The sequence below is a fragment of the Acidovorax sp. GW821-FHT09A11 genome (genome assembly GCF_059418365.1).
In genome coordinates this window covers 80266-90787 of sequence record NZ_JBWKPS010000003.1, presented here as the reverse complement: position 1 = coordinate 90787, position 10522 = coordinate 80266, and the positions used below count along the sequence as shown (strand labels likewise).

General features: G+C 64.4%; 8 protein-coding genes. All 8 read left to right on the top strand.

Features of this window, described 5'->3' with window-relative positions; genetic code table 11:
• Positions 1-11: 11 nt before the first annotated feature.
• The 8 genes from AC07PV_RS08065 (at position 12) to AC07PV_RS08030 (ending at position 10520) form a co-directional block, all read left to right on the top strand.
• The gene (locus AC07PV_RS08065) at positions 12-707 is read left to right on the top strand and encodes a nitroreductase family protein (protein ID WP_492254476.1); all 696 of its coding nucleotides are present in this window, start codon (positions 12-14) and stop codon (positions 705-707) included.
• Positions 708-766: 59 nt separating this feature from the next.
• The gene (locus tag AC07PV_RS08060) at positions 767-1180 is read left to right on the top strand and encodes a ribonucleotide reductase subunit alpha (protein ID WP_492254477.1); all 414 of its coding nucleotides are present in this window, start codon (positions 767-769) and stop codon (positions 1178-1180) included.
• Positions 1181-1187: 7 nt separating this feature from the next.
• Positions 1188-1745 (top strand): hemerythrin domain-containing protein, encoded by a 558-nt coding sequence (locus AC07PV_RS08055; protein WP_494629923.1) that lies wholly within the window; start codon positions 1188-1190, stop codon positions 1743-1745.
• Between the two features lie 224 nt (positions 1746-1969).
• A complete protein-coding gene (locus AC07PV_RS08050) occupies positions 1970-4186 on the top strand; it encodes an O-linked N-acetylglucosamine transferase, SPINDLY family protein (protein WP_255591689.1) in 2217 nt (738 codons plus the stop codon).
• A gap of 97 nt (positions 4187-4283) precedes the next feature.
• Positions 4284-5684, top strand: a complete 1401-nt coding sequence (locus AC07PV_RS08045; protein ID WP_494629922.1) for a UDP-glucose dehydrogenase family protein — start codon at positions 4284-4286, stop codon at positions 5682-5684.
• Positions 5681-6631 (top strand): UDP-glucuronic acid decarboxylase family protein, encoded by a 951-nt coding sequence (locus AC07PV_RS08040; protein ID WP_494629920.1) that lies wholly within the window; start codon positions 5681-5683, stop codon positions 6629-6631. The genes AC07PV_RS08045 and AC07PV_RS08040 overlap by 4 nt, the downstream gene beginning before the upstream one ends.
• A gap of 161 nt (positions 6632-6792) precedes the next feature.
• Complete coding sequence (locus AC07PV_RS08035; RefSeq protein ID WP_494629918.1) at positions 6793-7851, top strand: AbrB family transcriptional regulator; 1059 nt, start codon at positions 6793-6795, stop codon at positions 7849-7851.
• Between the two features lie 239 nt (positions 7852-8090).
• Positions 8091-10520, top strand: a complete 2430-nt coding sequence (locus tag AC07PV_RS08030) for a tetratricopeptide repeat protein (protein ID WP_494629917.1) — start codon at positions 8091-8093, stop codon at positions 10518-10520.
• The last annotated feature ends 2 nt before the right edge of the window (positions 10521-10522 follow it).

Genomic DNA, 10522 nt, shown 5'->3' with positions numbered 1-10522 from the left:
AAGGATATTCCATGGCTGTCATTCCCTGGCCTTTGAACCACACGCCCCGGCCCGCGCCCCCTGCGGCGCATGGCGCTGCACGCGCGGCCGCCGCGCCGGAGGATGTCGCCGCCATGGCCGCGGCGCTGATCCAGTCGCGCCAGACCATCCTGCCCAAGCGGCTGGCCGCCCCGGGGCCGAGTGCCCTGGAACTGGCGCAGATCCTCAACGCCGCGTCCCACGCACCGGACCACGGCCAGCTGGTGCCGTGGCGCTTCGTGCTGGTGCCCGAGGCAGCGCGCCCGGCGCTGGCCGATGTGTTTGCCCAGGCCCTGCGCGAGCGCGATCCCGCAGCCACGCTGGCGCAGGTCGAGCAGGCGCGCGAGAAGGCCTACCGGGCACCGGTGCTGATGCTGGTGGTGGTGAACGGGCAATGCGGCGACCCCGGCATCGACCTGTCCGAGCGCCAGGTTTCCGCGGGATGCGCGGTGCAGAACATGCTGCTCATGGCCACAGCGCAGGGGTATGGGTCGGCGCTCACGAGCGGCAAGGCCCTCACGTCGGGCGGGCTGCGGGGGCTGTTCCAGCTGGCCCCCTGGGAGCAGGCGCTGTGTTTTGTCAGCATCGGGACCGTGCAGTCGCGCAAGGCCGCGCGTGCCCGGCCCGCGGCGGACAGCTATGTGAGCACGCTCGACGCGCAGCAGGGCGTGGTGCTGCCCGGCTTCTGAAGCGGGGCGCGCCCGGCGATTCCTTTCCTTTCATTTCCTTTCATTTCATAGAAACCTTCATGGACATTTCCAGTTTTGACGACCTGCTGCAGGCTGCGCGCCTGCAGCCCGAGCCCCAGCGCCTCCTGTTCGTGTTTGCCGCGGTGGAGCTGCCGGACGACGCCAGCCCGGCCCAGCGTGCCCGCTTCGAAGCGGGGCAGGGCGGAGCCCTGGTGCCGCTGATGTGCGTGGACAAGGCGCCGCAGGAGCTGCCTTCGTTCAGTGCGCTGGTGGAAGAGGCCAGCCAGTTCAGCGCCCCGGGCCATGACTGGGCCATGGTGTTCGCAGCAGCCCTGTCGGGCACGCTGGACAAGGCACCCACCAGTGCGGATGCCCAGGCGCCCTTGCAACGCATGGTCGATGCGATCAAGGGCGGGTCCCATGGGGCGTATATACCCTTCGACCGGCAGGGCCAGCCCGTCCGGTTCGGTTGAGGCGCAGATGGCCTCGCCCGCCCAATCCGCCCGCCATATCCCCGGTTTCAGCGCGCCGGCCGTCGGGTTCGAGCAACCCTTCGCCATGCTGGAGGCCTGCCATGAGCGCGTGCAGCGTTCGCTGGCCTTGCTGGGCCGCCTGCGCGCCCATGTGCGCCTGCAGGGTGCCGACGAGAGCGCCCGCCAGGCGGCGCGCGACGTGCTGCGGTATTTCGACATCGCCGCACCGCTGCACCATGAAGACGAGGAACTCCACGTCTTCCCGCTGCTGCTCGCCCAGGCCGCGCCCGGGGTCCAGGCGCTGGTGCGCAGCCTGCAGGACGACCATGTCCGCATGGTGGCGGACTGGGCTGCAGCACGGGTTGCGCTGCAGGCGCTGGAACAAGGAGCCATCCAGGGATTCGCGGAATCGGAGGAGGCGCTCCTTGATCGATTTGCGGACCGCTATGCAGGCCATATCCGCCGCGAGGAGCAGGAGGCCTACCCGGCGGCGCTGCACCTGCTGGAGCCCGCTGCGCTGGACGGGATGGGGCGGGAGATGGCGCGCCGCCGCGGCGCTGCCTGACACGGTGGTGCCCTCTGCAGCGCCCCCGTGTGCCGTGATTGAGCCGGGTGCCGCAGTACCCGTGTTCCGGAACGGTTGACTAGACGGAGCGCGCGGAGCCTTGTCCCCGGAGCCTCTCAGGTCCAGAGGCCGATGGCACCCGGGTGGAGGGCGGATCGGGACTGGAGCCGTGCAGGTGTTTACCATCACGGGATGTCACTCTCTCATCTGCACCGGGACGCACCTTGACCGACGCAAAGAAACCCCATTTTGGCCAGCCCTTCAAGGTGGGCTCCCTATCTTCCACACCGCCTGGTTTCAAGTTCGGAATCAACTACGGCACGGGCCTGGTGTCGGGCAATAGAGTCGCCGCTGAGCCAGCCCTCCCCGATGACGCGACATCCTGCAACACGCGGGGAAATGACTGGCTGCTGTCCAACCGGACTGCCGACGCCATTCGTGCCTACGACCGGGCCATCGCACTCAAGCCCGATTACGTCGATCCGTACTTCAACCGCGGCAACGCCCTGCTGCGCCTGCAGCGCAACGAAGAGGCCTTGGCCTCATTCGACCAGGCCATCGCGCTTTCGCCGGGGTTGGTGCTGGCGCACTACAACCGCGGAACCGTCCTGCAAACGCTGGGCCGGTTGCCGGAGGCCATGGAAAGCTACCGCCGCGTGCTGGCGATGGAGCCCGGGAATGCGCAGGCGCGTTTCAACCTGGGCTGCGTGCACCTGCAGATGAAGCAGTTTGGAGAAGCCCTGGAATGCATGGACGAAGTGATAGCGCGCGCACCCGAGATACCGGAGCCGCACAACAATCGGGGCACGGCCTTGCTTCGGTTGGGGCGTTATGCCGAAGCAGTTGCCAGCTTCAGCCGGGCACTGGCCCTCCAGCCTCAGTACGCAGAGGCATACAACAACCGGGGCGAGGCGCAACTGCAACTGAGAAACCTGGAAAACGCGCTGGCGGATGTCCGCCGCGCGGTCGAGCTTCGGCCCCAGCAAGGGGAGTCCAGATTCCTCATGGGCAGGCTTCTGCGGGAGATGAAGCGGTATGACGAAGCACTGCAGCAGTTGTACCTGGCTCAGCGCCTGTCTGCCCCGATTCCTGTGCTGCAGTGCGAAATCGCCACGGCGAAGGTGAATGGTTGCATTTGGCAGGGTCTGGAGGAGGAGATCCTTCAGCTGCAGCAGGCAGTCACACACCAGAAGCACGCGCTGGAGCCGTTCATTGCGTTGTCATTGTTCGATGTGCCCGCGCTTCACAAGGAGACGGCGCGGCTCCAGGCCGAGCGCGAGCTTCCTGCTCCGGCACTGGGCGCCATTCCTGCACGTGCAAGGCACGGAAAAATCCGCGTGGGGTACTACTCGGCAGATTTTCGCGATCACCCCATGGCGCACCTGATCGCCGAGCTCTTTGAGGTGCATGACCGCGAGCGGTTCGAGTGGTTCGCCTTCTCCGTGGGGCCTGACGTACAGGATAGGATGCGCCAGCGCGTGGCGGCGGCGTTTGATCATTTTCTGGATGTCCGTGAGCGCAGTGATATCGAGATCGCCCGTCTCTCTCGGGAACTCGGTATCGATATCGCCATTGACCTGATGGGTTTTACCATGGCGAGCCGGTTGGGTTGCTTTTCCCACCGGTGTGCCCCTGTCCAGGCCAGCTATATGGGCTATCCGGGTACCACCGGGGCCGACTGCATGGACTACGTGATTGCCGACAAGGTGGTGATCCCGCCTCAATCCCAGGCCCATTTCACTGAAAAAGTGGTCTACCTTCCCCACAGCTACCAGGTCAACGATTCGCGGCGCAAGATTGCGGAGCGCGAATTTACTCGCGAGGAGGTGGGTCTGCCAGCCAGCGGGTTTGTCTTTTGCTGCTTCAACAACAATTTCAAGATCATGCCACCCACTTTCGGCGGCTGGATGCGCATCCTCCACGCTGTCGAAGGCAGCGTGCTGTGGCTGCTGGAAGACAACCCGACAGCCGCGCGGAACTTGCGGCGCGAGGCGCAGGCCCGGGGGATTTCCGCGGAGCGCCTGGTGTTTGCACCGCGCATGCCCATGGACCAGTATCTGGCGCGCTTGCGGCTGGCGGACCTGTTCCTGGACACCCTGCCCTACAACGCGCACACCACCGCCAGCGATGCTTTGTGGGCGGGGTTGCCGGTGTTGACATGCATGGGGGAGTCATTCGCGAGCCGCGTGGCTGCCAGTCTCTTGTGCGCCGTCGGACTGCCGGAACTCATCGCGCAGACCCAGGGCGATTTCGAGGCGCGGGCGATTGAGCTGGCCCGTGACCCCTCGCAGCTTGGGCATATTCGCGGCAAACTGCGCAGGGAGGGCCCTGTGTCGCCGCTGTTCGATGCCAGGCTCTTCGCACGCCATGTGGAATCGGCGTACACCACCATGTACGACCGCTTGTGCCAGGGTTTGCCTCCCGATGTGATCGAGGTGTGATGCTCCCTCCTTGGCAGCCCCGAGCAGCGGTGGCTGGCGCCGTCACGGGTGCGTACGCAGCGCGTGCCAATTCCACAACTTTGCTCTGACTCCAAAAATGAATCTCACCCTGTTCGGAACCGGTTATGTGGGGCTTGTCACCGGGGTGTGCCTTGCGGAACTGGGCAATGATGTCCTGTGCATCGACACGGATGCCGACAAGATTGCAGCCCTTCAGCGCGGAGAAGTGCCCATCTACGAGCCCGGGCTGCAGGAGCTGGTCGTCAGCAACTCCCGCGCGGGCCGGCTGGGGTTCTCCACCGACATGGCGCGCGGAGTGGCCCACGGGGATGTCCAGTTCATCGCGGTGGGCACTCCTTCTGCGGAGGACGGCAGTGCGGATCTGCGCCATGTATTCGATGTGGCTGGTGCCATTGCCACGCACATGACGGGCTTCAAGGTCATCGTCAACAAGTCGACGGTGCCCGTCGGCACGGGCGAAGCGGTGCGCCGTGCTGTCGCCGCCACGCTGGCGCGACGCGGGGAAGGCGCGGACCCGGCCCCTGGCTACGCCGTGGTGTCCAATCCAGAATTCCTCAAGGAAGGCAGCGCGATCGAGGACTTCATGCGGCCCGACCGCATCATTCTCGGCTGCGGCGACACGCCGCAGGAGCTGCGGGCCGGCAACCTCATGCGTGAGTTGTACCGCCCGTTCGGGCATGGCCACGACCGCGTCATCTGCATGGACCGGCGCAGTGCCGAGTTCACCAAGTATGCGGCGAACGCCATGCTGGCCACGCGCATCAGTTTCATGAACGAGATGGCCAACCTGGCCGACCGGCTGGGTGTGGACATCGAACCCGTGCGCGTGGGTATCGGCGCGGATCCGCGCATTGGTGAGAGCTTTCTTTACCCGGGCGTGGGCTATGGCGGCAGCTGCTTTCCCAAGGATGTGACTGCGTTGCAGCGCATGGGCGAGGAGGTCGGGCTGCCGCTGCGATTGCTCGCGGCGGTGGCACAGGTCAACGATGGACAGAAGCGGCTGCTGGTGGACAAGCTCGCCCAGCGGCTCGGACCGGATCTTTCCGGCCGTCGGCTGGCGGTGTGGGGGCTTGCCTTCAAGCCCAATACCGATGACATGCGCGAGGCTTCCAGCCGGGTGCTGGTCCGTGAATTGCTGGAGCGCGGGGCGGTGCTTCGGGTCTTCGATCCGGTGGCCATGCAGGAGGCCCGCCGTTGCCTGGAGGAGGATCTGCACGACCGGCCCGAACTGCTCGAGCACATCAGCTATGCCCAGGATCCCATTGACGCCGCGCGCGGTGCAGACGCCTTGCTGATCGTGACCGAATGGCAGGTGTTTCGCAGTCCCAATTTCGATGCCCTGCGGGCGGCCCTGCGGCAGCCCCTTGTTGTGGACGGGCGCAATCTGTACGAGCCGCGCTCCATGCGGGCCCTGGGGTTCGACTATCTGACCGTGGGCCGCAGGGCTGCGGACGCACTCGGGGCCACGGCAGCATGACGACGGAAAAGAAAATCCTGGTCACGGGAGGCGCTGGCTTTCTTGGCTCCCATCTGTGCGAGCGCCTGCTGAAGGATGGCCATGCGGTGCTGTGCGTGGACGACTTCTCCACCGGCTTGGAAAAGAACATCGCCCACCTCCTGGCCTCTCCGCGGTTTCGTGTGCTTTGCCACGACGTCGTCCAGGCCCTGGATGCCGAAGTGGACGAGATCTACAACCTGGCCTGTCCCGCGTCGCCCGTGCACTACCAGTCCGATCCGCTGCGGACCCTGCGCACCAGCGTGCTGGGTGCCATGAATCTGCTGGAGCTGGCCCGCAAGTGCCATGCCGTGATTCTTCAGGCGTCGACGAGCGAGGTGTATGGCGACCCCGGCGTGCATCCGCAGCCAGAGTCCTATTGGGGCAACGTCAATCCCATCGGGGTGCGGGCCTGCTACGACGAGGGCAAGCGCTGCGCGGAGACCCTGTTCTTCGACTACCGGCGCCAGCATGGCGTGCGCACCAAGGTCGTGCGGTTGTTCAATACCTATGGCCCGCGCATGCGTCCGGATGACGGCCGGGTGGTCTCCAACTTCATCGTCCAGGCGCTGCATGGGGCGGATCTGACCGTTTACGGGGCGGGGACGCAGACCCGCAGCTTTTGCTACGTGGATGACCTCGTGGAAGCCCTGGTGCGCATGATGGCCACGCCGGACGAGGTGGCGGGACCGGTCAATCTGGGCAATCCAGGGGAGTTCACCGTCCTGGAACTCGCGCAGAAAATCCTCGCAGGGACGGGCTCGTCCGCGCGGATCACCTACCACCCGCTCCCGGGAGACGATCCCCGGCAGCGGCAGCCCGACATTTCGCTGGCGCGCCAGCTGCTGGGTGGGTGGGTCCCCCGCGTCGACATTGACGCGGGCTTGCGCCGGACCATTGCCTATTTCAAGGAGGCGGACGCCGGCTGAGCCCCGGGAGGCGGAGCCAGCGCGTGTCTGGCATCCGCCCCCGCTGTGCCATTCCGCGATGCCCCCCGTTCCATTTGGAACATGTCGAGGGGCAGGAGGTGCGGGTATGGTGCCCGCCGGGGTTTGGTCCTTTCCGATGCCGATACCGAGCCCCCGTTGCCATGAATCTGTTTCTCCGTATCCTCCTGACCCTGTTGCTCGCTCTGGCTTGCGCGATCGGCTGCGCAGCCCTTCACACCCCGCTGCCCTGGATGATCGGCCCGCTGCTGGCCACTTCGGTGGTGTCCATCGCTGGCGGGCCCACGGAAAGCTGGCGGCCCTTGCGCAATGCGGGGCAGTGGACCATTGGCGCCGCCTTGGGCCTGTACTTCACGCCCCAGGTCGTGGGACTGATTGGCGGGCTCTGGTGGGCCATCGCGCTGGGCATCGTGTGGGCGCTGTTCCTGGGCTGGCTGTTCGGCGCCTGGCTGTACCGGGTGCATGCGCCGCGCATGCACGGGGTGCCTGCGCCGATGCTGCGGGCCACGAGCTACTTCTCGGGGGCCATCGGTGCGGCATCCGAAATGACCCTGCTGTCCGAACGCGAGAACGCCCGCACCGACCTCGTGGCGGCCAGCCACAGCCTGCGGTTGCTGATCGTCACGGTCACGATCCCTTTCGCGCTGCAATGGAGCGGACTGCATGGCCTGGATATCCTGCCGCCCACGGCCCGGGTGGTGAGCGCACCCGGTCTGGCGCTGATGGCGCTGCTGACGGGGGCCGGAGCCCTGCTGATGGACAGGCTGGGCCGGGCGAACCCGTGGTTCATGGGCGCGATGCTGGTGTCCATGGGGCTCACCATGGCAGGCATCACCCTGTCCGCCGTGCCCCAGGCGATGGTGAATGCGGCGCAACTGGTCATCGGCGTGAGCCTGGGGGTCCGCTTTCGTGCGGATTTTCTGCACACGGCGCCGCGCTGGCTCGTGTCGGTGGCGGTGGGCACCCTGGTGCTCATGGGGGTGTGCGCGTTGTTCGCGGCCTCGCTGGCCTGGGCGACAGGTCTGCCCTGGGTCACCCTGCTGCTGGGGACCTCGCCCGGAGGCATCACCGAGATGGCCATCACCGCCAAGGTGCTGCAGCTGGGCGTGCCGGTCGTCACGGCGTTCCAGGTGTGCCGGCTGATCGCGGTGCTGATGCTGGTGGACCCGCTGTACCGGCGGATATACCCGGCAGCGAGCTGAAAGAGGATTGAAAACTTCAGTCGGGCCATGCCATGGCCGGCAGTTGCCTGGTGAGAGTGGGGCTGGTTCTTGGCGGTCAGCATCAGAATGGGCAATGAGCCAACCGATTTATGATAGCCGCAGTCGGTTGTTGGTGCGTGCGCATCTGCTATGCCAGCTCCAGCACCCCCATTGTCTTTCGGCTGGGTGTCTTGCCCCCGTGTACTGACGCCACCGTGAACGGTGGCCTTCCTTCGACCATGAGTATCCACTACAACCTCGGTGGCCGTCCGCCCCGCACGACCAAGGCGCAGCATGCAGCATTGCTGGAGCAAGCCATGCGCCTGCACCGGCTGGGGCATCTGGCCCAGGCGAATCAGGCATACAACACCATCTTGCAGACCGACTCACGCAACGCTGGCGCGCTGCACATGCTCGGTGTATTGGCATATCAGACTGGTCACCATGAAGCCGCCTGCGACCTGATTGGACAAGCCATTGACATCTCTCCCCAGGACCCCGCGCCCTATGTCAACCGTGGGCTCGCGCTGAGCGCCCTGAAGCGTAGTGAAGAAGCTTTGGCTCATTTTGGGAAGGCCATTGCCCTGCGTCCTGATTTTGCAGAAGCGTATGTCAACCGCGGCAAGATCCTGGCGGAACTCTCGCGCACAGAGGAAGCCATCGAAAGCTACGACAGGGCCATTGGCCTTCAACCCAGGCTGGCTGCCGCCTACAACAACAAGGGCAATGCCCTGCGCCATCTGGGGCACTTGGGAGAAGCGCTGCAATGTTATGAGCAGGCCTTTGCGTTGGACGGCCGCCATGTTGATGCATGTCAGAACATGGCGACCTTGCATGCCGAAGCAGGCCGCTCAGAGGACGCCTTGGGGTGTTTCGACAAGCTAATTGCTTTGCAGCCGGGGCATGCCGCAGCCCACAATGGCAAGGGTGTCATCCTGGCGCAGAGAGAACAGCGGGACCAAGCTATTGCACACTTTCAGGCCGCGATCCACGCGGACGAAAAATATGTCCAGGCCTACAAGAATCTGGCGCGAGCGCAATACTCCGCGTCCGAGTTTTCAAAGGCGGCGCAGTCGCTGAAGACCGCAGCCCAACTGCAGCCCGAAGATGTGGAAATCCTGTCGCTGCTGGCACTTTCCTTGACAAGCGCCGGGAGGTACGCGGAGTCGATGGCCGTCTATGACGAGGCCATCCGGTTGGCCGCCGAGGCGCCAGATCTCTACTACAACCGTGCGAACCTGCGTACCCGGTTCGGCCAGCACGAAGACGCCGTTGCCGACTATCTGGCGGTGTACGACGCAAAACCAGACGTCAAGTATTTGCTGGGCTACCTAGTGAACAGCAGACTTAAAACCTGCGATTGGGCGCACCTGTCCAGTGACCTCGAGCGATGTGATCGGAGTCTTCGAGCGGGGGAATTGACCGTACAGCCCTTTGTGGCGCTCGCTCTGTTTGACACTCCGGAATTGCATAAGCGTGCGGCGCAGATTCGCGTTGAGTTCGACTTTCCGCAAGCCATGGACCTGGGGCCTACCCATACAGGCCGGCGAGAAGCAAAAATTCGCGTTGGCTACTACTCTGCCGATTTTCATGGCCACGCCACTGCGTATCTGATGGCGGAGCTTTTTGAGGCCCATGACCGCGATCGCTTCGAGTGGTTTGCGTTCTCGTTTGGACCTCATTCCCAGGATGCGATGCGCGAGCGCTTGGCGGCAAGCTTTGACCACTTTGTCGACGTGCGCGATCAGGGAGATATCGACATTGCCCGCCTGTCGAGGGAGTTGGGCATTGACATTGCCATCGATCTCAAGGGCTTCACCACGGACAACCGGTTCGGCATTTTTGCCCACCGTTGTGCGCCCATCCAAGTCAGCTATCTGGGATACCCTGGCACCACGGGGGCGGGCTATATGGACTACGTGATTGCAGACAAGGTGGTCGTCCCTCCCGAAGCTCAGGCGTATTTCACAGAGAAGTTGGCCTACTTGCCGCACAGCTACCAGGTCAACGACTCGAAACGAACGATCAGCGACAGGATATTCACTCGCGAGGAGGTCGGGTTGCCCTCTACGGGGTTTGTTTTCTGTTGCTTCAACAACAATTACAAAATTCTTCCTTCGGTCTTTGACAGCTGGATGCGCATCCTGCAAGCTGTGCCGGGCAGCGTCCTCTGGCTGTACGAGGACAACCCGGCCGTGGTGGGGAACCTGCGGCGTGAGGCCCAGGCACGGGGAGTTGCCGCAGAAAGGCTGGTGTTTGCGCAGCGTATGCCACTGGATCTGCATCTGGCGCGCCACCGTCTGGCTGGCCTCTTTCTAGACACCTTGCCGTACAACGCCCATACGACCGCGAGCGATGCGTTGTGGGCGGGACTGCCGGTACTCACCCGCCTGGGTGAATCCTTTGCTGCGCGCGTGGCGGCCAGTTTGCTGCAGGCCGTGGGCCTGCCAGAACTAGTGACGCGCAGTGTGGCCGAATATGAGGCCTTGGCGATCACGCTTGCCTGTGATCTTGCACGCTTGCAAGCGCTACGCGACAAATTGAACGCGCAAAAAACCCGTTCTTCCCTGTTCAATGCTCGGCAATTTGCCCGCGATATCGAGGCTGCCTATGTGGCAATGTATGAGAGAAAAAGGAAGGGGCTGCCGCCCGAAGTGATCGAGGTATAGGC